Origin of the sequence: Gimesia panareensis (assembly GCF_007748155.1) — a bacterium.
Taxonomy (GTDB): domain Bacteria; phylum Planctomycetota; class Planctomycetia; order Planctomycetales; family Planctomycetaceae; genus Gimesia; species Gimesia panareensis.
Genome location: NZ_CP037421.1, coordinates 6,474,957 through 6,499,671 on the forward strand (window position 1 = coordinate 6,474,957; position 24,715 = coordinate 6,499,671).

Annotated in this window: 17 protein-coding genes and 1 pseudogene; 9 read left to right on the plus strand and 9 right to left on the minus strand. The window is 54.3% G+C overall.

The annotated features are described in order from the left end of the window. Positions 1-2: 2 nt before the first annotated feature. Both rbbA and Enr10x_RS24245 read right to left on the minus strand, forming a co-directional pair. A complete protein-coding gene (gene rbbA, locus Enr10x_RS24240; RefSeq protein WP_145451640.1) occupies positions 3-2,804 on the minus strand; it encodes a ribosome-associated ATPase/putative transporter RbbA in 2,802 nt (933 codons plus the stop codon). After that, positions 2,801-3,865 carry an HlyD family secretion protein gene (locus tag Enr10x_RS24245; RefSeq protein ID WP_145451641.1) on the minus strand — a complete coding sequence of 355 codons (1,065 nt, stop codon included), beginning with the start codon at positions 3,863-3,865 and terminating at the stop codon, positions 2,801-2,803. The genes rbbA and Enr10x_RS24245 overlap by 4 nt, the downstream gene beginning before the upstream one ends. A gap of 802 nt (positions 3,866-4,667) precedes the next feature. On the opposite strand from Enr10x_RS24245, the gene Enr10x_RS24250 reads away from it, so the two are divergent. From Enr10x_RS24250 to Enr10x_RS30690, 3 genes and pseudogenes are all read left to right on the plus strand, one after another. Continuing rightward, positions 4,668-6,080, plus strand: coding sequence for an efflux RND transporter periplasmic adaptor subunit (locus Enr10x_RS24250; protein WP_145451642.1), 1,413 nt, complete (start codon positions 4,668-4,670; stop codon positions 6,078-6,080). Next, positions 6,077-9,232 (plus strand): annotated as a pseudogene (locus tag Enr10x_RS24255) (efflux RND transporter permease subunit); the annotation flags it as partial. The gene Enr10x_RS24250 and the pseudogene Enr10x_RS24255, both read left to right, overlap by 4 nt. Positions 9,233-9,253: 21 nt before the next feature. Beyond that, the gene (locus tag Enr10x_RS30690; RefSeq protein WP_261343275.1) at positions 9,254-9,958 is read left to right on the plus strand and encodes a class I SAM-dependent methyltransferase; all 705 of its coding nucleotides are present in this window, start codon (positions 9,254-9,256) and stop codon (positions 9,956-9,958) included. 96 nt (positions 9,959-10,054) lie between these two features. Here the strand turns inward: Enr10x_RS30690 and Enr10x_RS24260 are convergent, their stop codons facing one another. Next, complete coding sequence (locus Enr10x_RS24260) at positions 10,055-10,951, minus strand: dienelactone hydrolase family protein (RefSeq protein WP_145451644.1); 897 nt, start codon at positions 10,949-10,951, stop codon at positions 10,055-10,057. 379 nt (positions 10,952-11,330) lie between these two features. On the opposite strand from Enr10x_RS24260, the gene Enr10x_RS24265 reads away from it, so the two are divergent. Beyond that, entirely contained in the window at positions 11,331-12,701 is a 1,371-nt protein-coding gene (locus Enr10x_RS24265) for a Gfo/Idh/MocA family protein (protein WP_145113805.1), read from the plus strand. A 129-nt stretch (positions 12,702-12,830) separates the two neighbouring features. Further along, positions 12,831-14,267: a sulfatase-like hydrolase/transferase gene (locus Enr10x_RS24270; RefSeq protein WP_145451645.1), complete on the plus strand. Its 1,437-nt coding sequence runs from the start codon at positions 12,831-12,833 to the stop codon at positions 14,265-14,267. Positions 14,268-14,353: 86 nt separating this feature from the next. On the opposite strand, the gene katG is transcribed toward Enr10x_RS24270, so the two are convergent. Beyond that, positions 14,354-16,759 carry a catalase/peroxidase HPI gene (gene katG, locus Enr10x_RS24275; protein ID WP_232093119.1) on the minus strand — a complete coding sequence of 802 codons (2,406 nt, stop codon included), beginning with the start codon at positions 16,757-16,759 and terminating at the stop codon, positions 14,354-14,356. A gap of 543 nt (positions 16,760-17,302) precedes the next feature. Here katG and Enr10x_RS24280 point away from each other — a divergent pair. From Enr10x_RS24280 to Enr10x_RS24295, 4 genes are all read left to right on the plus strand, one after another. Beyond that, positions 17,303-17,689, plus strand: coding sequence for a hypothetical protein (locus Enr10x_RS24280; RefSeq protein ID WP_145113809.1), 387 nt, complete (start codon positions 17,303-17,305; stop codon positions 17,687-17,689). Positions 17,690-17,895: 206 nt separating this feature from the next. Further along, entirely contained in the window at positions 17,896-18,687 is a 792-nt protein-coding gene (locus Enr10x_RS24285; RefSeq protein WP_145113811.1) for a hypothetical protein, read from the plus strand. A 29-nt stretch (positions 18,688-18,716) separates the two neighbouring features. After that, positions 18,717-19,937, plus strand: coding sequence for an ABC transporter permease (locus Enr10x_RS24290; RefSeq protein ID WP_145113813.1), 1,221 nt, complete (start codon positions 18,717-18,719; stop codon positions 19,935-19,937). Between the two features lie 4 nt (positions 19,938-19,941). Then, positions 19,942-20,634, plus strand: coding sequence for an ABC transporter ATP-binding protein (locus Enr10x_RS24295; protein WP_145113815.1), 693 nt, complete (start codon positions 19,942-19,944; stop codon positions 20,632-20,634). 56 nt (positions 20,635-20,690) lie between these two features. On the opposite strand, the gene Enr10x_RS24300 is transcribed toward Enr10x_RS24295, so the two are convergent. The 5 genes from Enr10x_RS24300 to Enr10x_RS24320 form a co-directional block, all read right to left on the minus strand. Beyond that, complete coding sequence (locus Enr10x_RS24300) at positions 20,691-21,242, minus strand: DUF2752 domain-containing protein (protein ID WP_197996211.1); 552 nt, start codon at positions 21,240-21,242, stop codon at positions 20,691-20,693. 6 nt (positions 21,243-21,248) lie between these two features. Beyond that, positions 21,249-21,947, minus strand: coding sequence for a ubiquitin-conjugating enzyme E2 (locus tag Enr10x_RS24305; protein WP_145113817.1), 699 nt, complete (start codon positions 21,945-21,947; stop codon positions 21,249-21,251). A gap of 19 nt (positions 21,948-21,966) precedes the next feature. After that, positions 21,967-23,274, minus strand: a complete 1,308-nt coding sequence (locus tag Enr10x_RS24310) for a trypsin-like peptidase domain-containing protein (protein WP_145113819.1) — start codon at positions 23,272-23,274, stop codon at positions 21,967-21,969. A 55-nt stretch (positions 23,275-23,329) separates the two neighbouring features. Next, a complete protein-coding gene (locus Enr10x_RS24315) occupies positions 23,330-24,034 on the minus strand; it encodes an RING finger protein (RefSeq protein ID WP_197996212.1) in 705 nt (234 codons plus the stop codon). Positions 24,035-24,114: 80 nt separating this feature from the next. Beyond that, positions 24,115-24,654: a hypothetical protein gene (locus tag Enr10x_RS24320; protein WP_145113824.1), complete on the minus strand. Its 540-nt coding sequence runs from the start codon at positions 24,652-24,654 to the stop codon at positions 24,115-24,117. Positions 24,655-24,715: the final 61 nt, after the last annotated feature.

A 24,715-nucleotide genomic window follows, 5' to 3' on the forward strand; every position in this document is an offset into this window, starting at 1 on the left:
GTTCAGGCCTCCTGCTTTCTCAATAAAAGAATGCTTAAGCCAGTCAGCACAGGAACAGACGCCAGCAACGGGATAAAGTCGGTGTACAGCTCTGCAAAACCGAGTCCCTTCGAAAATGTTCCTCGGGTAATCGTCAGAAAATAGGTCGTCGGGTAAATACTCCCCAACAGCCTGCCCGTCCCTTCCAGCGAAGAGACCGGATCCATCATTCCACAAAACTGGGTTGAGGGTAAAATGGTCAAAATCGCGGTTACGAAAATGGCCGCGACCTGGCTGCGGGTGAACGAGGAGATTAACAGCCCCATCGCAGTGGCACAGATACAATAGATGAAAGCGCCGACGGCGAGTGCCCCAAAACTGCCATTTAAGGAAACGTCAAACAGCACCACCGCCATTTCCCACAACAGTAGAAAATTCAGCATCCCCACCAGGATATAAGGTATCTGTTTTCCCAGAATAAACTCGGAACGGGTGACCGGCGTCACATAAAGATTAATGATCGACCCGAGTTCCTTCTCCCGTACGACTGACAAAGCGGCCAGCATCGATGGGATCAACAGTAACAGCACAGGGATGACAGCAGGTACCATCGATACCAGACTTTTCACATTGGGGTTGTACCGAAAGCGGGTTTGAATGGTCACCAGATCAGCAAATTCATCCTCTCTGCCGAATTGGACCGCCTGATCCTTCAACCATTGCAGATTTAATCCCTGCACATAACTTTGTACCGTTTCCGCACGAGCCGGCATTGCGCCATCGATCCAGACGCCGATCTCAACCGATTTGCCACGTTTCAGGTCGCGGGCAAAACCGTGTGGTATTTCGAGGGCAACACTCAGTTCACCAGCCTGCATCCGCTGATCCAGGCTTTGATAATCTGTAATCGGAGATCGTTCGGTAAAGTAGCGTGAACCTGCCATATTAAAAATATAGTCTCGGCTGGTCCCGGTCTGATCCCGGTCCAACACGCTAAATGTGAGATCTTCCACGTCCAGATTGATCCCGTAGCCCATAATAAACATCAGGATCACGGTTCCCAGCAAGGCGAGGGTCAGTCGAATTGGATCACGACGTAATTCTAATGTTTCCCGGATGCTGTAACTCAGCATGCGTCGCAGACTGAAATGATGATGATCGTTGATTGTGCTACAGGCAGGCTGGGGACCTGCAGGTTGCCCTTTTGACGGCGGTTGAATTAAGTTCTTCCGGGCTACATGGTCTGACTGCTGGCTGACCGCCTCTTCGAGGTAACCGATAAATGCCTCTTCCAGAGAGGCCGCATTTCGTTTCTCGACAAGCCTGCCCGGTGTTTCACTGATTAATACCTGCCCTGCATGCATCAGTGAAATCCGATCGCAGCGTGCCGCTTCGTTAATTAAGTGAGTGGAGATAAAAATGGTTACCTGATCACGCCGGGAAAGTTCGATCAGATATTCCCAGAAGGAGTCTCGCGCTACCGGATCGACACCCGAAGTGGGCTCATCCAGTATGAGCAGGCTGGGTTGATGAATCAGGGCCACTGCCAGAGATAATCGCTGCTGTAGTCCCAGGGGAAGAGAGCCAGGCAGGTCATGTTCCACCTCCTCAAGTTCGAAACGTGACAGCATCTGTTGCACACGTTCGGGAATCCGCTCTTGCGGTAGCTGGAACAACTGCGCGTGCAGTACCAGGTTCTGTTTTACAGTCAATTCCGCATAGAGTGAAAAACTTTGCGACATATAACCCACGTGGCGGCGGATCTCCAGATCCTGTGCATCAATTTTCTTTCCGAACAGCCAGGCTTGCCCCTCACTTGCAGGTAACAAACCTGTGAGCATTTTCATGGTTGTCGTTTTTCCACAGCCATTCGAACCTAGAAAACCAAAGATTTCTCCACGTTGAATCCGAAAATTCACTCGATCCACTGCGACAAAATCCCCAAAACATTTTGTCAGATCCTGAGCCTCGATGACAATTTGTTCTCCGGCGTGTTCTACTCTGGGAACGAGCTCAATTTTTCTGTGCCCCAGGCGTTTTCTCTCGGGAAGGAGTGCGATGTAAGCCTCCTCCAGGTTTTCCGTTTCGGTGCGTGTGAGTAATTCCTGTGGCGTCCCTTCGGCCAGCACTCGGCCACTGTCCATGGCGATGAGCTGATCAAAGCGTGCCGCCTCATCCATATAAGCCGTCGCCACCAGCACGCTGATATCTGGTTGTTCCTGACGGATCCGATCTATCAGATCCCAGAACTGTCGTCGTGAAAGCGGATCAACGCCGGTCGTTGGTTCATCAAGAATCAGCAGTTGGGGATCATGGATCAGCGCACAGCAGAGTCCCAGTTTCTGTTTCATCCCTCCTGAAAGTTTACCCACCGGTCGTGCAGAAAACGGGGCCAGCCCAGTCGTCTCCAGTAGTTCCTGAATATGCACTGCACGCTCGAAATGGCTGCGCCCGAACAGTCGGCCAAAAAAGTCCACATTTTCAAAAACAGAAAGCGTGGGGTACAGATTTTTCCCCAGGCCTTGCGGTATATAGGCGATGCGGGGGCAGACTTTCCGGCGGTGTGCGGCTTGTGAGATATTACCGCCCAGGACTTCTATCTGTCCCTGTTGAATCCGTCGCACTCCGGTAATCAGTGATAACAGGCTGGACTTGCCGACTCCGTCGGGACCGATCAGGCCAATCAATTTTCCCGCAGGCACTTCCAGGCTGATTGATTTGAGAGCCTGTGTCTTTCCATACTTGAGTGAGATGTCTGTCAATCGCACCACTGGATCGTTCCCAGCCGGAACAGCTGCAACAGCGGTGCCTGCCGAGTCTGTCATTCTGGTAGCCGCACTTCCAGATTCGCGGGCCAAACCGCCTGCTCGTCCAGTTGCACATAGGCCATTCCCGGCAAGCCTGTTTTGACACGGTGAATATGCTGTTTGATTAATCCCGGATCGATACTCGCCTTGATCCGGAACATAAGCTTCTGCCGCTCTTCGGCTGTCTCAACAGTTTTGGGTGTGAACTGTGCTACATTTGCCACGAACGAAATTTTCGCGGGAATGATATACTGGGGAGTTGCATCCAGTAAGAGCCGGACTTCACTGCCCATTTTGACTTGACCGGCAGCTGTTGTGGGCAGAAAAAAGATCATGTAAACTTCGCCCAAATCGACCAGATTTAAAACTTTCCCCCCTGCGCTGAGAACTTCACCAGGCTGGGCAATCCGGTATTGAATACGGCCAGTCCGTGGGGAGTTGAGCGTACAATCATCAATGTCGGCCTGTAATTGTTCAATTCTGGCCTGAGCAGCTCCCACTGCAGCTTCAGCCTGGATTACCTGTGATTTGGCCGTATTGATGGCAGCATCTGCTCCGGCAACTCTCGCATTGGCTGCATCCAGGGTTGCCTGGGTGCCAAAGAATCGGGAGCGTTCCGATTCCATTTCGTCTGTTGAGATCGCTGACGATTTCAGGAGTCTCTGCGCCCTTTTATAGCGATTCTCTGCGAGTTCAACTTCTGCCTTCCGTTGCTTCACTAAAGACTCGGCGGCCGCTTTTTCGCTCTCCCGTTGAATCACGCTGCTGAGGGCTGCATTGACTGCGGTCCTGGATCGACGCAATTCCGCTTCTGCTTCCCGCAATTCCGCTTCCAGAACATCCGTTTCCATTTTTGCGAGGACTTCACCCTGGGTGACGAAGTCCCCTTCTTCTACCATCACGGATTCCAGCCGACCGGCAGATTTCGTTGCGATATTGATCTCAACCGCTTCAATTCTTCCGTTACTGCTGGCAAATCCAGCGGGCAAGCCCGTGGGCTGGAAAAAATCCCACCCCAGAAAAACCAGGCCTCCAGTCAGCAACAGTATCCCCAGAAACAGGGCATTTTGCTTATCCATCTTGTTTCCTGACACAAAAATCAGAATCCCAAGTCTTCCTACTGCAGAAAAACCAAAAACCCTTGGAGGCCAGATGGGGTTTCTAAATTTTTTTGCGGTTTCCTGGAAAGACTATCTATCTGCACGGTCAGCCGCCTGTTGTATCTCAAGACACCAATAAAAAGTGTCGTGAGCCAAACGCTGATGACTATTCAGTCCAGACATTTAACTGTGTATCAGTTCACTTCTTCCCTATGTAGAAATCAGTCCACACATTTTACCTGTCGAATCTCAGAAAGGGAAATGCAAAAATGGTAAAGATGGTAAAATTAGGAATTATGTAAAAATCATATCAATCCCACTCAAATCTGGAATTCAATTCGCAGATTGTCAAATTCTGCATTCAGTCAAGCCTGCCCATCAAGATCATCTTGCTGAATCTGATCATCAGAAAAACATGTTCGTGTAATGAACAATCAACGAGTTCCTCGCTGATATCCTGCATGCCCATCGCAATGGAACCGTTTCAGCAGTCGGTTTATCCCATGAAAAAAAGAAGATTCATTTATCCTGTTTAAGTTGCTTCTGCGCAAGAGATTCGCAGTGATCTGGGAAGGTCACTTCTTTCTGATTTTTTGTCTCAAAATGCGAAATATGATGTTGCCAGGATTTGCCAGAACAGATACACTTCATGTAATTAGATTACATATAAACTATTAGCCAGGCTTACTGAAATGTTCTTTCGGCCATTTCCAGGCGGGAAGAAGCGGAGCCTGGACTGCATCGTTCGAAAGTCACTTACCTATCTGGAGGTAATTTTACATTGGCAGGTTCACCGAAATATTTACTGAGCGTCTCTCTGATTCTGCTGGGGGGACTTTCCGTCAGTTTGACCGGCTGTAACGAAGCCCAGACGGCACAACCCCCGAGGCCAGCCCCAACCGTCACGATTGCCAAACCGGTCGTCAAACAGATTGTCGAATGGGATGCCTACACCGGCCGTCTGGAGGCGATTGACTTTGTCGAAGTCCGGGCACGCGTCAGCGGTTACCTGAAATCGACACACTTCGATGAAGGGCAGGTTGTTACTAAAGGCGATCTGTTGTTTGTCATCGACCCCCGTCCCTTTGAGGCGGAGTTGAGTCTCGCCCAGGCAACGTTGAGTCAGTCGAATTCGCAGTTAGTGCAGGCCCGGGCTCAGCTGGAAGAAGCCAATGCGCAAAAAGAACAGACGCAGGCACAGCTGGGACTGGCGATGGCCCAGGTGAGGCGGGCCCGCTCCCTCAAATCCAAGAACGTGACCACACAGGATGAACTGGATCAACTGGAAGCAGCGTACCTGCAGGCCAAAGCAGATGTGGAAGCGAGCCAGGCCGGAATCAGTTCGGCAAAGGCAGCCATTGAGACGGCACAGGCCGTGATCGAAGCTTCCAAAGCTCAAGTGGAGACTGCAGAACTGAATCTGGACTATACCCGCATCTATGCCCCGGTAACGGGACGGATCAGCAAGAAGCAGGTGACCGAAGGAAACCTTGTCAGCGGGGGAACGTCAACTTCCACCATGCTGACGACCATCACCTCCGTCGCACCGATTTACTGTAACTTCGATGCCAATGAGCAGGAGGTTCTGAAATACACACGGCTGGCGCAGAACGGAAAACGTGCCAGCTCCCGGGTGGCGAAAAACCCGGTCTTCCTGGGACTGGTCGATGAGAAAGGCTTTCCCCACAAGGGGCATATGGACTTTGTAGACAACCGCTTTGACGTCGATACCGCGAGCATGCGGGCCCGGTGTATCTTTCCCAACAAAGACCACACGCTGGTCCCCGGCATGTTTGCCCGGATCCGGATTCCCGGCAGTGCGGCTTATAACGCCGTGCTGATACCGGACTCGGCTGTGGGCACCGATCAGTCGTCTCAGTTTGTGTATGTCGTTGTCGATAACAAGGTCGAACGTCGCGTGATTGAACCAGGTCCGATTGTGGACGGTCTGCGCGTCGTGCGCGAGGGTCTGAAAGGCGACGAGCAGTTGATCATCGCCGGTCTGTTGCTGGTGCGTCCGGAGATGGAGGTCCAGGTCAAGCCTGGGAAGATTGAAGTCGTGGAAGACGGGTTACCTAACTACTACGAACCGCTGCCCCCCGAACAATGGATCTCACCAGAGCCTGATCCGCTGCCGACGACTCCGTCGCCGAAGGTCAGTTCGCTCTTTGGAAAGTCGAGGAACGCCCCATGAAGTTCCCTCATTTCTTTATCGAACGACCGATCTTTGCATCGGTGCTCTCCTTTATCGTCGTGCTCGTCGGAGGGCTGGCATATTTCTCACTGCCGGTGTCTCAGTATCCTGACGTAGCACCGCCGACGATCGTGGTGCGCGCCAGCTACCCTGGTGCGACTCCGCAGGTGATTGCCGATACCGTTGCCACGCCGATTGAACAGGAAATGAACGGGGTAGACAACATGCTGTATATGGAATCGTCGTCCAGCAGTGACGGTACCATGCAGTTGACGGTAACCTTCAAGCTCGGTACGAACTTGGACGACGCGCAGGTGCTGGTGCAGAACCGTGTTGCAGTGGCCGAGGCCCGTCTACCCGAAGCAGTGCGGCAGATTGGCGTGACCACCCGGAAACAGATTCCCGACATGCTGATGGTGGTCCACCTGAATTCCCCCGACAACAGCCGGGATCAGCTCTATATCAGTAACTTTGCATTCCTGCGGATTCGAGATGCCCTGATGCGCCTGGATGGCGTGGGCGATATCCGGATTGCCGGCGGTAATGAATATTCAATGCGGATCTGGCTCGATATCGAGAAGATGACGCACGTCGGTCTGACGGTGGGCGACATCGTTTCGGAAATCCGCCAGCAGAATGCGCAGGTGGCTGCAGGTGTGATTGGTCAGCCCCCCATTGATGCCTCCGGTGATTTTCAATTGAACGTTACTACCCAGGGACGATTGCGCGAGGAAGATGAGTTCGGCGACATCATCGTCAAGCGGGGTGAAGACGGTCGGGTGACGCGTCTGAATGACGTGGCCCGGATTGAGCTGGGTGCCCAGGATTACTCCCGTATCAGTTACCTGGACGGGAAGCCGGCGGTTGCGGTGCTGGTTTACCAGCGCCCCGGGACGAATGCGGTTGATGCAGCTGCGGAAGTCAAGCAGACGATGGCCAATCTGAATAAGGACTTCCCCGAAGGGGTTGGCTATGAAATCGCGTATAACCCGACCGACTATGTGGAAGAATCGATCGCGGAAGTATTTGAAACGCTATATATCACGACCGCGCTGGTAGTGCTGACGGTATTCCTGTTTCTGCATGGCTGGCGACCGACGATCATTCCTGTGATTGCGATTCCGATTTCACTGATCGGGACTTTTGCAGCGATGCAGGTCCTGGGCGTGTCACTGAATACGCTTTCGCTGTTCGGCCTGGTACTGGCGATCGGAATTGTGGTGGACGATGCGATCGTGGTGGTGGAGAACGTGGAACGTCTGATCGGCGAAGGTTACTCTCCCCGCGAAGCCACTCATAAAGCGATGGACGAAGTTGGTTCCGCGTTGATCGCGACGACACTGGTGCTGATCGCGGTATTCGTGCCGACCATGTTTGTACCGAGCATGAGTGGTCGGTTCTACCGGCAGTTTGCGATGACGATTGCGATCTCGACCGCCTTTTCGACATTCGTTTCATTGACGTTGAGCCCTGCTCTGTGTGCGTTGCTGCTCAAACCGAAAAACGCCGAGCGGAACAAGATGGGTAAATTCGTTGACTTTTTCTTTGGCTGGTTTTTCCGCTGGTTCAACCGTTTCTTCGATTTTACGGGAAACATCTATGCGGGTTTCATTTCGCGGATCATTCGCGTCTCGGCGTTGTCACTGCTGCTCTACGGCGGTCTGCTGGTGGCGACCTGGTACAGTTTTGGACTGGTTCCCTCCGGCTTCATTCCGGCTCAGGATCAGGGGTATCTGATTGTCAGTATCCGGCTGCCGGACGGTGCCTCTCTGGCACGAACCGACGTCGTGACGAAACAGGTCGCACAAATCGGCAGCGAGATCGATGGCGTGGCCCATTCCGTGGGGATTGCGGGACTGTCGGGATCGACGTTCACGATCAGCCCGAATGCCGCAGTCACGTTCTTGCCACTGGAAGATGCCAAGATCCGTGCCAGGCGCGGTCGGAGCCTGGATGCGATTGTGGGAGACCTGCGTCGCGAAGTCTCTGTCATCAACGAGGCCCAGATCTTTATTATTCCACCACCACCCGTTCGCGGAATTGGTCGTGGCGGCGGATACAAAATGTACGTGCAGGATCAGAGCGGGGCCGGTGTGGAAGCACTCAATCAGGTCACCCAGCGGATGGTAGCTGAAGCCAACCAGCAGCCGGGACTGGTGCAGATTTTCTCGAACTTCCGTACGAGTGTGCCGCAGATCTATGCAGAGGTGGACCGGACCAAGGCGCAGATGCTCGATATTCCGATCAATAACGTATTCGATGCGCTGGAGGTCTACCTGGGCTCGGTGTATGTGAACGACTTTAACTTCCTGGGACGGACTTATCGTGTGACGGCCCAGGCGGAACCGGAGTTTCGTGACGAACCGAGCGATATCCTGCGACTGCGAACCCGCAGCGCCCGCGGTACGAGTGTGCCGCTGGGCTCGGTGGTTCAGTTGAAACGGACCGCGGGACCAGACCGCCTGGTGCGGTTTAATCTGTTCCCCGCTGCCGACCTGAATGGCGACACGGTGCCCGGATACAGTACGGGCCAGTCGTTGAACACCATGGAACAACTGGCGGATCAGAACCTGCCTCCCGGATTCGGCTACGCGTGGACCGAACTCGCATATCAGGAACGCCAGGCGGGCAATACCATTGTGTTCCTGTTCCCGCTGGCAGTGCTGTTTGTCTTCCTGACGCTGTCGGCCCAGTACGAAAGCTGGCTGTTGCCGCTGGCGATCATCCTGATTGTGCCCCTGTGTCTACTGTTTGCGATTATGGGAATCTGGTTCCGGGGCATGGACAATAACATTCTGACGCAGATCGGTTTTATCGTGCTGGTCGGACTGGCTTGTAAGAACGCGATTCTGATCGTGGAATTTGCCAAAGCGGAAGAAGATGCGGGCAAAGACCGCTTCGAAGCTGCGGTGGCCGCCTGCCGGTTGCGTCTGCGACCGATTCTGATGACCGCGTTCTCCTTCATTCTGGGTGTAATTCCGCTGCTGATCGCCACCGGTGCGGGGTTTGAAATGCGACGGGTCTTGGGAACCGCCGTCTTTAGTGGTATGCTGGGCGTGACCCTGTTTGGTCTGTTCCTGACTCCGGTTTTTTACGTGGTCCTGCGGCGTTTCGCCCGCCAGCCGGCTGTTGCCGCCGGTGATGCGTCCGCTTTTAATCAGGAGACTCCTCAGATGGCATCATCAGACGAGCATCTTTCCCGCAGCCAGTCCAATACAAACAGTTCCGGCCCGGATTCTACCGGCGCAGACTCCACTGGTCCTTCCGACAGGCCCACAACGCCTGCGGAGAACTTCGAACAGATGTACGCCGAACATCGGCCGCCGTGGGATATTGGTAAACCACAGCCTGAATTTGTGAAGGTGGCGGACCGCATTCGCGGCAGCGTGCTGGACGTCGGTTGTGGAACAGGTGAGAATGCGCTGTTCTTTGCGGCCCAGGAGTGCGAAGTGACCGGCGTCGATCTGCTGGCGGCACCGATTGCGGAAGCGAACCGCAAAGCCGCTGAACGGAAGCTGCAGGCCACGTTCCTGCAGCAGGACGCACTTGAGCTTTCGAAACTGAATCAGCAGTTCGACAACGTGCTCGACTGCGGCTTCTTCCACATTCTGTCGGATGAAGATCGCGTGCGTTACACAGGTGAACTGTCACAGGTAATGGCTCTGGGGGCGACGCTGTATCTACAGTGCTTCAGCGATCAAGAGCCTGCCGGGGAAGGGCCGCGGCGCGTGAGTGCGGAGGAACTGCGTGCCACCTTCCAGGACGGCTGGCAGGTGGAGTCGATCGTCGAATGTCGGTTCGTCACGCGAGAAGACGCAGAAGCCCACTTCTCGGAAGGGGGACCGCACGCTTTGTTTGCTGTAATTCAGCGGGTTTGAAGTCACGTGCAAGAATCAAACGAAAGGCAGGTCAACTTCGAAGTCGACCTGCCTTTTTTGTATTCTGCGAAGGTAATTTGAACGAGTTCTACTGACTTAACTCTGCTCACCCAGCTGTTTCTTGAAGAACTCAATGGTTCGTTTCCAGGCGAGTTCGGCTGATTTCTCGTCGTAGCGGGGCGTGGTGTCGTTGTGGAAGCCATGATTGGCGCCTGCGTAGACATAGGCTTCGAACGGTTTGTCGTTCTTTTTCAGTGCCGCTTCCAGAGCCGGAGCCCCGGCCATGATGCGTCGATCCAGTGAAGCGTTGTGAATCTGCAATGGGGCCGTGAGCTTTGGTATTTGGGCTGCGTCGGGCTGGCGACCGTAGTAGGGAACGCCAGCATCGATGACCTCAGGGACTGCGAGGGCGACCTGGTAAACCATGCCTCCCCCAAAGCAGAAGCCGACCACGCCAACCTTACCGGTCGATTTTTCATGCTTGTCGAGTAGTTTGGCGGCCGCGACGAAATCTGCTTTCATTTTTTCGGGCTCGCGTTTCCGCTGCATGGTGCGGCCTTCGTCATCGTTGCCGGGATAACCGCCCAGGGGCGTTAAGGCATCGGGAGCGAAGGCCAGAAACCCCTGCGTAGCAAGGCGGCGGGTAACGTCTTCGATGTAGGGGTTCAGGCCGCGGTTTTCATGAATCACCAGGACCGCGGGAAATTTCTCACCTTTCGCGGGATATGCCAGCAGGCCTTTCATTTTGCCGGCACCTTGTGGGGAGTCGTAGGTAATGCGTTCGGTCTTGATGCGGGGATCATCGGGCTTGACCTGCTCTGCCCAGCTGTAGTTGGGAGAGAGGCTGGCCAGCAGGCCTTCCACTGTGAGTCCCCCCACGGCGAAGGCACCGAGCTGTTTGATATAATCCCGCCGATTGAGTCGGCCGTGGGCGTAGTCGTCGTAGAGATCCAGAACTTTCTGATCGAATTCGGAGGCAGATTTGCGTTCCATGGGATGGTCTTTCTTTTAAACGTGGCGGTCGGGAGTCGTCTGATCCCGAAACCGGAGGGGGCTGAGGTTGAACATGGTCCCTGTATGATAAAAATTCCCCCTCGAGATTGGAAAGTTTTTTTAGAAATTACTGTGAATCACGGAGGTGCAGCTGAAATCGAACGGCCCGGGGCGTGAATCCTGATCAAACGATTCTGCTGCAGAAAATGGCAGGACACTTGCCTGGGGACTGTCGGTATTTACGGTGTACTCAAGGTGATGCATCAGCTACAATTTATGATCCCCAAGGGTTCCACCCCCGAGATATTTTCGTGAGTGCAGCGAACCCGCTTTTATCTGCAGAGTTTCCCAATTAATTTCTCCGAGAGGATTTTACTTAATGTCAACATCTCAAAAAATTTCGCGCCGCAATTTTATCCAGGGAGTCGCCTTCGCCGGGGCTGCCGGTATCCTGAGCCCTTCACTCAATCGGGCCATGGGATATGAATCCCCCAACGAGCGTCCGGTGTTTGCGACCATTGGTCTGCGAAACCAGGGCTGGGCGATTACCAACAAATCGACCAAGTTTGCTGACTTTGCGGCGCTGGCGGATGTGGACGCGAACGTGCTGGGAGCCAACGTTGAAAAGCTGGAAAAGAAACAGAAGAAAAAGCCAGACGCATACAAAGACTATCGCAAGGTTCTCGACCGCCAGGACATCGATGCGGTCATGATCGCCACCCCCGATCACTGGCACACCAAGGTCGCCGTCGAAGCGATGCTGGCGGGCAAAGATGTTTACTGTGAAAAACCGTTAACGCTGACGATCGACGAAGGAAAGCTGATCGAAAAGATCGTCAAGCAGACCGGTCGCGTCTTCCAGGTAGGTACGATGCAGCGGTCCGAATCGGGACAGCGGTTCCTGCAGGCCATCGCGCTGATTCGCGACGGGCGTATCGGCAAAGTCAAAAAAGTGACCTGCGGCATCAACGGGATGGAAGCCTCTCCCGTGATTCCCAAAACCGAAGTTCCCGAAGGTCTGGACTACGAATTCTGGCTGGGACCGGCACCGAAGGTACATTATCGTGCCCTGCCTGAAATGCGTGAAGGTTATGGTGGAGGCGTGCCGCTCTACAGCAACTGTCATTACTCCTTCCGTAACTGGCACGAGTACTCCGGCGGCAAGCTGACCGACTGGGGCGCGCATCATGTTGACATCGCCTGCTGGGCTCTGGGTGCCACCGACACGGGACCAAGCAAAGTATCTCCGGTAGAATACAAGCTGCCGGTGGAATACAAGGACGGTTATCCGGTCGTCGACGATCAGTACAACGCCGCCACCAGCTTCAAAATCAGGGTCGATATGCCCGAAGAAGTGGAAATGATTATCACCAGCGAAGGGGATAACGGCATTCTCTTCGAAGGGACCAAAGGCCGGTTCTTCGTCAACCGGGGTAAGATTACCGGTGCACCGGTTGAAGCCCTCAAAGACAACCCGCTGCCGGAAGGCGCCATCGAAGAAGTCTATGGCGGCAAGGTGAGTGAGAATCACACCGCCAACTTCATCGAAGGGATGAAGTCCCGCAAGCAGCCGATTTCGGATGTCTGGTCTCATAACCGGATGCTCGAAATCTGTCACCTTTCGAACATCGCCATGCGTCTCGGCCGCGATCTCAACTGGGATCCGAAGAAACGCGAGATCGTCGGCGATGATCAGGCGAACTCGTTCCTCTCCCGCGAATACCGCAAGGGATATGAGATCAACATGTAATCCCGGTTAAAACAGGGAAACAGACTCGACCGGAAGTATGTGCAACCGCACTTTCCGGTCGAGCGTCTCCTCGTCGATAGTGACCTGGTTTGCTGTTTCAACAGATGTCCTCAAGCGAATGGTGGTTCGATGATGCGCGTTCCTGTAGCGAGTGGGATTCTGGTACTGCTTGTGCTTCTCTGTTCTTCGAATGATGGAACTGCCGCTGAACAGGCTCGTCCCAATATTCTGATCCTGCTGGGTGACGATATCGACCGTGACTCACTGGGACCGTGGGGCGGACAGGCACAGACACCCAACCTGGATCAACTGGCCCGTGACGGTATGCGGCTGGATCGCGTGTACTGCAACGTGGCGATGTGTGCCCCGTTCCGACAGGAACTCTATAGCGGTCGTTGTGTCTGGCGGACACGTGCGATGCCCAATCATTCGAAATCGGTGCCGGGCACACGGAGTCTGCCGCATTATCTGAAACCGCTTGGATATCGAGTGGGGCTGCTGGGAAAACGACATATTGGACCGAAAGAGTGTTATCCTTTCGACAATGTCGGCAGCCTGTCCAAGCAGGAGAATGCAAACCCCAAAGCAGTGAAGTTGGCGCGCGAGTACATGACGACGGCCCGCGATGCAGGGGAGCCGTTCTGCCTGGTCGTCGCCTCGCATGACGCGCATGGACCGTACACAACGGGCGATCCCGACCGTTATGATGCACAGCGGTTTTCGCTCAACGCCGATACGATCGATACGCGCGTGTATCGCAGGGAGCTGGCGCAGCATTTCGCAGAAATCACGAACCTGGATGATCTGCTGGGCCAACTGAGAACAGTACTGTCTGAGGAACAGCTGGCGAAAAACACGCTGGTCCTGTTCTGCTCTGAACAGGGAAACGCATTCCCCTTTTCCAAGTGGACCTGCTTTGATGACGGACTGGCGACCGGAGTGGTTGTCTCGTATCCCGGTGTCATCCCGGAAGGGAAGAGTAACAGTCAACTGATGTGGCTGGCAGACTTCGCCCCGACTCTGCTCGAAGCAGTGGGTGGTCAGCCGAAAGCGGAAGACTTCGATGGACGCAGTCAGTGGGTGAACCTGACCGGCGGCAATCAGCGTGTGCACCAGTACGCTTACGGTGCGTTTACGAACTGCAATATTATTGACAACCGGGAACGGATCTTTCCGATCCGCTCGATCCGGGACGAGCGTTATACGCTGATCTGGTCGCCGCGACACGATCAGGAGATCACATCGAATACGACGCTGACTCAGGCGTTGAACCGGTTGGAAAATGGTAAAACGAAAGGACGGCCAGATACCGCCGGCTCGTGGGTGCTGAAGGCACAGAAAACGAAACAACAGGCGGACGACCGGCTGGTAAAGCGGCTGCATCATCGTCCCGAGTGGGCGTTATATGACCGCCAGACCGATCCGGAAGAGCTGGAGAACCTGATCGACAAACCGGAGCTGGCCCCCGAAGTGAAGCGGCTGAAGGGCGCATTGCGTGACTGGCTGAAACGCTGGGATGATGCCGACCCGGTGGCGACGGAACGCGGTTTTGTCAAGCAGAAGTAAATTACCAGAGACGAAAAAAAACAGGGGAGTCAGCTGTAGAGCCGCTCCCCTGTTCGCGTCAACGTTTCAGGCGTTGATCAACGGATCTAGCGCTGACTGAGGCTGGCTGCGGAAGCCGCCTTGTTCAGAGCCGGATCCAGGTCGAACCGGTCGAGGTTCATGACTTTGTTCCAGGCAGAGACAAAGTCTGCTACAAACTTCTGCTCACCATCTTCGCTGGCATAGACTTCGGCAATCGCCCGTAACTGCGAGTTGGAACCGAACACCAGATCGACGGAGCTGGCCGTCCATTTGACCTGTCCTGACTTACGATCCCGACCTTCGTAGAAGTGATCGCACATGGGCGACTTCTGCCATTTAGTCCCCATGTCGAGCAGATTGACGAAGAAGTCGTTCGAGAGGGTTCCCGGCTGTTTGGTGAACACACCCAGTCCCGGAACGCCCACATTCGTATCCAGCACCCGCATGCCCCCCACGAGGGCGGTCATTTCCGGTGCGGTGAGTGTGAGCAGGTTGGCCCGGTCGACCAGCAGTTCCTCAGCCGGCGTATTGAGTCCGTGGGAATAGTAATTCCGGAAGCCGTCCGCTTTGGGCTCAAGGACCGCAAAAGATGCTACGTCGGTCATCTCCTGGGTGGCGTCTGTACGACCGGGGGTGAAGGGAACCTTGACGTCATGACCGGCTGCTTTCGCCGCTTGTTCCACAGCGGCTGAGCCACCAAGGACGATCAGGTCCGCCAGGGAGACCTTCTTACCAGTCGTCTGAGCACCGTTGAACTCCTGCTGGATCGTCGTCAGCATCTGCAGAACCTTTTCCAGTTCAGCAGGCTGGTTGACCTTCCAGTCTTTCTGGGGTGCCAGACGGATGCGTGCTCCGTTGGCCCCGCCTCGATAGTCACTACCGCGGAACGTCGAAGCGGAACCCCAGGCGGTCGAGACCAGCTGCGAGACAGACAGATCGGAAGCCAGGATTTTCTGCTTGAGTTCTGCGATATCTTGCGCGTCGACCAGTTTGTGATCGACGGCGGGAACCGGGTCCTGCCAGAGCTGTGCCTGGGGTACCTCGGGACCGAGACAACGTGAGACGGGTCCCATGTCGCGGTGCGTCAATTTGTACCAGGCTTTTGCGAAAGCGGCAGCGAACTGATCCGGGTTTTCGTGGAAACGTTTGGAGATCTTTCCGTACGCCGGATCCATTTTCAAAGCCAGGTCGGTGGTAAACATCATGGGAGCATGTGTCTTCGACGGATCGTGGGCATCCGGAACGGTTCCCTGAGCAGATTCTTCTTTGGGAGTCCACTGCCAGGCACCGGCGGGGCTTTTTACCAGTTTCCATTCGTAACCGAACAGGTTATCGAAGTAACCGTTCGACCACTGGGTGGGGGTTGAAGTCCAGGCGCCTTCCAGGCCGCTGGTGATCGTATCATCGGCGTTTCCTTTGCCATATTTATTCTTCCAGCCGAGTCCCTGTTCGGCGAGAGTGGCTCCTTCCGGTTCGGGACCGACGTTCCCTTTGGGGCTGGCGGCACCGTGAGCTTTCCCGAAGGTATGTCCGCCGGCGATCAGGGCCACGGTTTCTTCATCGTTCATCGCCATACGACCGAATGTGTCACGGATGGCGTGGGCGGCTGCCAGCGGATCGGGTTTGCCCGCGGGGCCTTCCGGATTGACGTAGATCAATCCCATCTGAGTTGCGGCAAGCGGGTTTTCGAGTTTGTCCTCATTCTCATAGCGTTTGCGTCCGAGCCATTCGCTTTCCGGTCCCCAGTACACATCTTTCTGCGGTTCCCAGACGTCTGCCCGACCGCCGGCGAAGCCATAGGTTTTGAAGCCCATCGATTCCAGGGCGCAGTTTCCAGCCAGTACCATCAGGTCGGCCCAGGATATTTTCTGACCATACTTCTGTTTGATCGGCCAGAGCAGACGACGGGCTTTGTCGAGGTTGGCGTTATCGGGCCAGCTGTTGAGCGGGGCAAAACGCTGGGTGCCATCAGATGCACCGCCGCGTCCATCGGTGACACGATAGGTACCGGCACTGTGCCAGGCCATACGGATGAAGAGCGGACCGTAGTGTCCGTAGTCGGCGGGCCACCAGTCCTGGGAGGTGGTCATCAACTGTTTGATGTCTTTTTTAACTGCTTTCAGATCCAGTTTCTGAAACTCTTCGGCGTAATTGAACTCCTGACCCAGCGGATTACTTTTGGCGGAATTCTGATGCAGGATATCGAGGTTCAACTGGTTGGGCCACCAGTCGCCAATCGACATGTTGCCGGCTGCGGTATGCCTTTGCCCTGCACCATGGCCGATGACCGGGCACTTGGCGGCTGCGTCCTGTTTATCGCCTTTCAGCAGGGCGACGTGGGGATGCTGTTTGTGAGCCTCTGATTGATTCTGTTTCGCGTGGGGCGGGTGATTCTGTGCGAACGCAGAGGTGGCGACGCATAACACCAGCACCGTGCCTTTCTGCATTGAGCGAGCAAAGTAATTAGTCATCACATCTCCTGTACTTAAATAGAGTGTAAACTGAACATTCTCGACCGGGACTGTTCCCTCGACACTTATAATTTTAAGTGGATGCTGCGATATGTCTAATGCATTATCAGCATATGTGACATGCATTAATTGCATCGCTGTCTTATTCCACAAGACTTTACTTGAAAGGGACTTACAAGTAACTCAGTATCAGACAGCCTCTCATAAAAGACCTATCATAACTGACATGCATGTCAGGAATCGGCAGAAGTGGCAGCCCATTCTCGGGCCTGGTGGACTGCGATCTTCCCTGACTGCCGGGGGTGTCAATTCAGGTAATACAGGGAGACTGCGAGTCAATCAAAATCTTTATTGGCAGTTCCCTGTCAAACCGGCACAAACGTCATAACTGGTCAGATGAGATCAAGCGGCATAACTGCACCTGACGATATCAAACGTACCTGTGTCTCCTGGTCAGAGGCGATGATTGAAGATCGCTCGTGCTGGAACTCCAGCCTGTCAGGAAACCATTCACTGGAACTTTGCTTCGGGTCTGATAGACAGATGAAACTGCTTCGACTGATGATGATCGCGCTGTTACTGCAGCCGTGCCCTGTCTGCTGGGGTCATGGGCTGGCAGACTGCGGAGATTCTCAATCGTCTGAATTCGAAGTCTGTGAGGCAGCCAGCTGTTGTTGCTGTCAGCATACGACGGAGGTGGCAGAGATCCGGCAGGACTCCTCGCATGATGACCATCATGACTGCCCCTGTTCGTGTCACGCCTCCGAACAGGTCTTTGCCCCGAGTGCTCCGGTCGTGCCTCTCAAAAGTTTCACACCGCTCCCGGGGATCGTGGTGAATCATGATCAGCACCGGTCACGCTCTACGGTGTTGCATACCGTCTCGAAGGACACTTCGCAAACGCCTGTGACGCTCCCCTTGCGCTTATAAATTTTCCCGGGCCTGCGCCTGCATGCCACCCCTCTGGCCCGCTTGACCAGAGTTGACTTTCCGCTCACACCGGAAGAGAGAACGACTGCGTCATAACCATCAGGTACTGTCAGGGCTTACCCAACGCACCTGCTCTGTCTACTGTTCTCTCCTCTGAAAATATGAATTCATTCCACCTACGATTATTGATAAGGATACAGATCGAAATGATGACTCCTTCCATTCTGAGACTGTTCAAAAAAAATGGCATTCGTCTCCTGGCTGTGGGAACGCTGCTGAGCTCTCTGACAACTGTCGCGACCGCAGAAGACGTGCCGCGTGTCGCTTCACTCAGTAAGGCTCAGACCTCTCGTGCTTCCGCTGCAAAGCAGAACAAATACACGTTCATCATGTTCTGGAAAGACCAGGACGACGCCACCAAAAGCATGTGGAGTACGCTGCAGCAGAATCTGAACGGCAAACAGGATTCGACCTCGATTGTCGCCGTGAATACCGGCGATCCGAAAGAGCAGAAGATCATTGAAGAGTACGGCGTTTCCCGGGCTCCGATGCCGCTGACACTGGCGGTTGCTCCGAACGGAGCGATTACGGGTTCGTTTGTGAAACAGATCAACGCTGACTACATCCAGCAGTCATTTGTTTCTCCCACCAAAGCCCGCTGCATGCTGAATCTGCAGAGCCGTAAAATGGTCCTGCTGTGTGTTACCCCTTCCGGATCTACAGGCATCCCCAAAGGAGTGCAGGATTTCAAAGCGGTCCCCTGCTACAAAGACGTGGTGGAAGTGGTCACCGTTTCCCGCGCAGAACCTGCTGAAAATGGATTCCTGAAAGAGCTGGAAGTGCCTGCATCTCAGGGCTCCTCAATTGTTTTCATGGCCCCTCCGGGAGTGATGATTGGTCAATTCAATGGCAACGTGACCAGCCAGCAGCTGATCGCCGAACTGAAAAAGGCGGGCAAGAGCTGCGGCGTGGAAGGTTGCAAGCACTGTAAAGAATAGACCATCTCACTCATGAAAGGAGGTCTCTCATGACAATGAGAACCATCATCTGGAAAGAACTGAAGGAGCGTCCCACGGCGCTGATTGCCAGCCTGCTGGCGATCATTCTGAGTGTGACGGCACTGGTGGCGATCCGGAATGTCACCATCTTCTCGGAAAAGGAAGTGGCCGGAAAGCTCGACAAGCTGGGGGCCAACGTGCTGATTCTGCCGCAGGATGTCACGCTGCAGGATTATTATGCGGCGGACATGCACAAGGAAACGATCCCCGAAGAACATGTGGCTGAACTGGCACTGGCGGGATTGACGGGAGTGGAAGCGATTACGCCCAAGCTGTGTGTGCCCACGGAAGTTGCCGGCCGGAACGTGATTCTGACGGGGATTCTGCCTCAATCAGAAATTCAGAAAATGAATGCCTGGTCGGGAGGCGGTATGCTCTTCAAGAAGCATGAAGGGTGCAAAGCCAAAATCAACGTCGCCGATGAAAACCAGGACGCCCCTGAAGCACTGGCCGAGCGACGGGCGCTGCAGCATCTGAAGAAATCAGAAGTGATTCTGGGCTCTGACTTCGCTGCGGCAAACAACCTCAAAGCCGGTGACTCACTGGATCTGCTGGGGGAAAATTTTGACGTGCTGACCGTGCTCCCTGCCACGGGGACGGTCGATGACAGCCGGGTGTTTGCGCACCTGCATACCGTCCAGCGGCTGTCTAAAGCGGGTCCGGTCGTGAATATCATCGAAGTGATGGGTTGCTGTGAAGATGTGGCTAACGGCCTGGTCGGAGATCTGCAGAAACTGCTGCCTGGCACGAAGGTGGTCACGATCGCCAACGTGGTCGAGACCCAGGTTTCGATCAACCGGATGATGACAAACCTGTCGTACCTGTTCCTGGGGATTCTGATTGCTGTCGGCGGCGCGAGTATGGCCAGTGCGAGTTTCGCAAATGTCATCGAACGCCGTCGCGAAATTGGAACTTTGATGGCACTGGGAGCGACTCCGCGATTCATCACGCGGCTGTTCCTGACTAAAGCGGTGCTGCTCGGACTGGCCGGAGGCATCTGCGGGTATCTTCTGGGAAGCGTGATCGCGGTCTTCCTGGGACCTGCGTTTGCGGATGTCACGGTCTTCCCCGTGCCCCGACTGGCGCTGATTGCGTCTGCGGTCGCGGTACTGGTGACCCTGGCAGCCAGTTATTTTCCGGCACGTCAGGCCTCCCGCCTCGATCCATGTCTCTGTTTCAAGGAGGTCTAATCGCATGTTAACGTTAGAAAATGTCAGAAAAGTATACCGCAAAAAACAGGACGAAGTCGTGGCACTGGATACGACCAGCTTCGAGATTCCGCGGGGTGATTTCGTATCGATTATCGGTCCCAGCGGGAGTGGTAAAACGACGCTGCTCTCGATTCTGGGTGCGATGTCCGCTCCGTCCGAAGGTCGGATCCTGCTCGATGAAGAATCGATCTACGATCTGCCCGTCGAACAGCGGGCGGAAGTCAGGCAGAATAAGATCGGGTTTGTGTTTCAGACCTTCAACCTGATTCCGTATCTGACGGCGATCGAGAATGTGCAGGTCCCCATGATGCTGTCGCAGAAATACAAAGCGGAGCGACAGCAGCGGGCGGAGGAACTGCTGGGCAGGGTCGGTCTGCAGGATCGACTGCATCACAAACCGAGTGAGCTGAGTATCGGCCAGCAGCAGCGCGTGGCGCTGGCACGAATGCTGGCCAACGATCCTTCGATCATCCTGGCCGATGAACCGACGGGGAACCTGGATCCCGAAACCCGGGATCAGGTCCTGTCGTTTTTGAGACAGTTCAACGAGGACGGTCGGACGATCATCATGGTGACGCACGACCTGTCTGCAGCGGAATGTGCCCGCAGAACGTTACGCCTTTCCGAGGGCCGCATTCAATCAGATCCGAAACAGGATCTGTTGAAGACGGCTTAAGGGAGAAACCTTCCTTCGGTTGCCGGTCTCGGGCTCCCTCCAGCGGGGAGGGGGCTCTAGCTGGCCTGCTGTGAAATGACCAGCAAAAGCCAGTTGCCGATCAACAGTGCAATCAGGAATCTACCGAACCAGCGGGGCCAGGCGAGATCGATCACGTCCCGCGGCGGCTGATTCAGCATATAGATCCGATAGGGGATCTGGGCCAGCAGTGCCAGTGCCAGAATCCAGCCAATGCGATTCATCTGGAGTGATGTGGAAACATCACCCTCGGCCAGTGCAATGAAACTCCTGGTCAGACCGCAGCCGGGACAACTGGTATCGAACCAGAGTCGGGAACCGCAGAGTTCGGGAATCGGGAGTTGCGGCAACCAGGTAATCTGTACCCTGCCGGTGTTGAGTGTCCGCAGGCTGAAAGCAGCCAGGATGACAAACAGGGAGAGTGTCAACATGAACCATTGACGTTTGCGAAAGAAGTGGATCCGCGCCTGCAGACGTTCCTCATCACTGAGTTCCAGAGTCTGTGTCGCCTGGCTCTGTTCTGTTTCGATGAGATCATTTTCTGACGATTCCCGCGCTGGAGGCAGGGCCGTCTCTTCCAGTTCTGTCATATTGTCTCAGACGCCAGAGAGGTCGATGATTTCCTCACATTTTTTACAGCGAACTTTTTTCTTATCAAAGGTTTCCGGCAAACGGTATCTCGCTTCGCAGTTGGGGCAAACCAGGATTTTATATCCCTCTGATGCCGGATTCGCCTGTGGAGCTGTTTTGGTTTGTGGTGCCGCTTTGGTCTGTGATGCCTGCCTTGTTCGTGGAGCTGGTCTGGTTTGAGGTGCCGGCCTGGCCGGTGCTTCTTCTTCTGGCAGCAGACTGACGCGATCCAGGGGAAACTGATCACAATTCTCTTCTGCCCAGCGTGCCGCTTCCCCGTTGAGCGGACTTTTAAGATTGTAGCTCTGGTAGGCCAGGATCTCCCCGATCCGCATAATGATCGACTGCAGCGACTCACCGGCACTCCAGTGATCTCCGACACAGATCGCATGCGGTGCAATATTCGGATGAAAAACCGGCGTCAGCATCCGGCACTGGGGTGGTGTGCGGGGGTAATTGCGAGGCAGCGAGATTTCCACCGTATGGTTCTGGATGGGAACGATTTCCTGGTTCTGCATGCGGACACTTTTGATGACGTATTGCAGTTGAAATTTCTCAGGAGGATCCCCGACTACCTGCAACAGTGAAACCCGCGGATGCAGGCGCACGTATTCTTTCAGTTTTTCATAATCGGCGGCTAGTCTCCGCAGGCGGACATTACTCATCTAACGCGAACCTTAATCATCAGTTTTTGGAGTCGGGCTCTTCCGTAGTTTTATTTTCCGGATTTCCCTGTCGTGCTGCAAGTTGAAACGTGGCAGGCGCCAGATCCAGGAGTGCCTTGAATGAGATAGCGAACCCCAGTCCTTCGGCAAATCGTTTATCTCCCGTCATAGTATTGATGCCAATCAGCAGCCCGTTTTTATCATACAGACCCCCGCCTGAATTACCGGGATTCAGGGGAGTCGTCGTCTGAATAATCTGATAGGTGAAAGCCCCCTTGGTCTGTTTCCGATACTGCGAAATACTGCCGCTCGAATGGGTCCAGCCCAGGGCATGCGGATTACCGACGGCAAAGACATCGGCGCCGATGGCGGGGAGATCATTTCGATCCCAGAACGCTTCACTGATATTCCCGCCGGCCAACGGAGCGGAAATAATCGCCAGGTCGATTCCATGCGGGGCGATCCATTTGACACTGGCGGGCACGGGCAACTGACCGATAGTCTGCACGGTGATTTTGCCCAGTTCATCATAATTGTCAGGAGCCTTGTCAGTCGTTCCATTAAAGTCATGATCAATCACGTGCCGATTGGTCACGATCAGCGCCTGACCGGCGTCTTTTTTGAGGATGACCCCGCTCCCCATTCCCTGGGAAAGCAGACCGTTGCTGACCTGAATTAAAACATTGGACTGCATGGCCCGTTTCAGATAGTCGGGCATGTTTTCCAGGGCAGAATCATCAAAGGCATACTCATTCAGCGAAATGGAGGTAGCCTGTGGATTACCATAAAAATGATACAACCCGACAGACCAGCCAATCATTTCCACAAAGCCGATCAGGAGCCCCAGAACCGCCAGGGCAAAACCTTTTTTGTGAGTCGGATGAGAGACCAGGGCAATACAGCCCAGAATCATCGCAATCAGTCCCGTGAGGATGCCAAATAACGGTATCCCGATCAAAGCGACAATAAAGGCTGTGAGAGCCAGTTTATTCCATAACTGTTTCGGCTTTTCAGAAATGGCCTGGGCATTGTCCGTATAACTGTTCACAACCGGAAGCGGCTCCGCCTGGTTGAGATCATCGCGGGAAATGACCAGGGACTGGCCCTGGTCGCTGGAGGACATGCTACCTTGTGAGCATTGATACGAGCCGCAGCATTGATATTGCATCCAGCAGTGCTGATGATGAATCGCACCGCAGCGGGTGCAACGGGCCGTCAATTCTCCCTGCCTGACCTCCTGATTACAGCGCGCGCATTTCACCCCCGCTTCCCGCTCGCCTGCGATGCGGAAATCAGGATGTTGAACAGATTCGCTGTCGGAATTCATGAGAAATCACCAGATTAAATGTTAGACACAAAAAGAGTTCTCTGGCAGCAGCCGGCTAACTTTCAAGGATCATGAAAACGAAGAGTAGAAAAGTGTAAAATACGTTTAAACCGATGGAAACCCAGGCCAGGACGGCGATCACCGGTCCGACCTGCTTGAGTTGTTTCCTTTTGGGAATTATATAGATCAGGCTGATGATCAGAGCGAGCGGCGCGAGGATCCCCACCATGGAAAATGCAAACAGTCCGATAATGGTGTTCTTCATCGTGCGTGTTTCGTCACTGCGGTCGTACTGATCCTTTAAATCATTCAGCGACATGGGGTCGCTGGAACTGAAGGATGTCTGGCAGTAACGGCATTTCAGCGCGATTGATTTGATGGTTTCACCACAGGCCGGACAGACCTTTGTATCTCCCCAGGCGGTCAGAGGCGCCTGCGTTGTCTTTTCGGAATCGTCAACGGCGGGAGCCTGTTGGCAGCCATACGTTCCGCAGCCACCAATTTCGCTCCAGCATTCCTGATGATGGATCTGATCGCAATCGGGACATTTGACGCAATTTTCTCCCTGCTGGATCTCAGTCTGACAGATGGGACAGACAGCGGTCTGGCTGGTATCCAATGGTTCGCCGAACAGCACATTGAGGTCGGATGTCAAGGCGATCGGTTGTTTGCATTTCGGACACTGAAACGCACGTCCCCGGTTCTGGCTGGGAAGCCGGACTTTCACACCACAATCACAGGTTACAATATTCTCTGCCACGTATCTGCATCTAACAAATAAAATTGAGGAAGTGCACCTGGAAGCGGACATCCGCTTCCGGTGCATTCAGGGACCGGGGATTACTGTTGTCTGGCCAATGATTCCAGGATGAACCTGACAATGTTCCAGAGGACTACGAACCCGAGTGATACCCCCACCATTTTACCCCCCTTGGGCTTTCCCTGAATCATCCAGATGATCCCGGCAATACAACCAATGCCGGAACAGAGAACGGCCACGACCCAGTCGCCGGTCGTCATGTCGGCATCAATGTCAGCCGCTCCACTTTTTTGTTTCTCTTTCGCCGCTTTCTTTTTGAGAGCAGGGTCGAAGATTTCCCCGCAGAAGCGACACTTGGCTGCTGACTTGGCAATTTCTTCCCCACAGGCGGGACAGGGCCTTCTTTTGACGGTGGGAATGGTTTCTCCCTCGTTGGGATCAATGTCATTAAAATCAAAGGGACTTTCTTCGGTAGGTTCCGCGTCGTAAACGTCGTCTGCCTGCAGTTCGGGAATCTGAATCGGGCTTCCGCACTCAGGGCATTTCCCTTTTTTGCCTGCTGAAGAATCTTTTGCTTTAATTTTCTTGCCACAGAATTCACAGGTAACATTAATCGTCATGATGCTGTATCCCAGGTCTAAAAAATCAGTAGAGATGGAGAAAAAATGCGTTGAACGCAGT

What these genes read in the sequence shown, in the direction of transcription:
- rbbA (WP_145451640.1), bottom strand. Translation starts at nt 2,804, where the DNA reads ATGACAGACTCGGCAGGCACCGCTGTTGCAGCTGTTCCGGCTGGGAAC.
- Enr10x_RS24245 (WP_145451641.1), bottom strand. Translation starts at nt 3,865, where the DNA reads ATGGATAAGCAAAATGCCCTGTTTCTGGGGATACTGTTGCTGACTGGA.
- Enr10x_RS30690 (WP_261343275.1), top strand. Translation starts at nt 9,254, where the DNA reads ATGGCATCATCAGACGAGCATCTTTCCCGCAGCCAGTCCAATACAAAC.
- Enr10x_RS24260 (WP_145451644.1), bottom strand. Translation starts at nt 10,951, where the DNA reads ATGGAACGCAAATCTGCCTCCGAATTCGATCAGAAAGTTCTGGATCTC.
- Enr10x_RS24265 (WP_145113805.1), top strand. Translation starts at nt 11,331, where the DNA reads ATGTCAACATCTCAAAAAATTTCGCGCCGCAATTTTATCCAGGGAGTC.
- Enr10x_RS24270 (WP_145451645.1), top strand. Translation starts at nt 12,831, where the DNA reads ATGATGCGCGTTCCTGTAGCGAGTGGGATTCTGGTACTGCTTGTGCTT.
- katG (WP_232093119.1), bottom strand. Translation starts at nt 16,759, where the DNA reads ATGACTAATTACTTTGCTCGCTCAATGCAGAAAGGCACGGTGCTGGTG.
- Enr10x_RS24280 (WP_145113809.1), top strand. Translation starts at nt 17,303, where the DNA reads ATGAAACTGCTTCGACTGATGATGATCGCGCTGTTACTGCAGCCGTGC.
- Enr10x_RS24285 (WP_145113811.1), top strand. Translation starts at nt 17,896, where the DNA reads ATGATGACTCCTTCCATTCTGAGACTGTTCAAAAAAAATGGCATTCGT.
- Enr10x_RS24290 (WP_145113813.1), top strand. Translation starts at nt 18,717, where the DNA reads ATGACAATGAGAACCATCATCTGGAAAGAACTGAAGGAGCGTCCCACG.
- Enr10x_RS24295 (WP_145113815.1), top strand. Translation starts at nt 19,942, where the DNA reads ATGTTAACGTTAGAAAATGTCAGAAAAGTATACCGCAAAAAACAGGAC.
- Enr10x_RS24300 (WP_197996211.1), bottom strand. Translation starts at nt 21,242, where the DNA reads ATGACAGAACTGGAAGAGACGGCCCTGCCTCCAGCGCGGGAATCGTCA.
- Enr10x_RS24305 (WP_145113817.1), bottom strand. Translation starts at nt 21,947, where the DNA reads ATGAGTAATGTCCGCCTGCGGAGACTAGCCGCCGATTATGAAAAACTG.
- Enr10x_RS24310 (WP_145113819.1), bottom strand. Translation starts at nt 23,274, where the DNA reads ATGAATTCCGACAGCGAATCTGTTCAACATCCTGATTTCCGCATCGCA.
- Enr10x_RS24320 (WP_145113824.1), bottom strand. Translation starts at nt 24,654, where the DNA reads ATGACGATTAATGTTACCTGTGAATTCTGTGGCAAGAAAATTAAAGCA.